Here is a 328-nt window from a genome sequence, read left to right as displayed (position 1 = left end):
CGGGCAAGATGCTGACCGGCCGCGACGCCGCGCACAAGCGCATCCAGGACATGCTGGCCAAGGGCGAGCCGCTGCCGGTGGACTTCACCAACCGCGTCATCTACTACGTCGGCCCGGTCGATCCGGTGCGCGACGAAGTGGTGGGCCCGGCCGGTCCGACCACCGCCACCCGCATGGACAAGTTCACCGACATGATGCTGGAGCAGACCGGCCTGATCGCCATGATCGGCAAGTCCGAGCGCGGCCCGGTCGCCATCGAGTCGATCAAGCAGCACGGCTCGGCCTACCTGATGGCCGTGGGCGGCGCGGCCTACCTGGTGTCCAAGGC

Annotated in this window: 1 protein-coding gene; it reads left to right on the top strand. The window is 68.9% G+C overall.

The window, feature by feature from the left end:
- A partial coding sequence (locus ACR6JA_RS23220; RefSeq protein WP_494599884.1) for a fumarate hydratase C-terminal domain-containing protein occupies window positions 1-328 on the top strand: 328 nt, incomplete at both ends.

It is taken from the genome of Cedecea sp. B1(4), from assembly GCF_059414925.1.
Note: the sequence above shows the minus strand (reverse complement) of the source record. Positions and strands in the feature narration are given on the sequence as shown.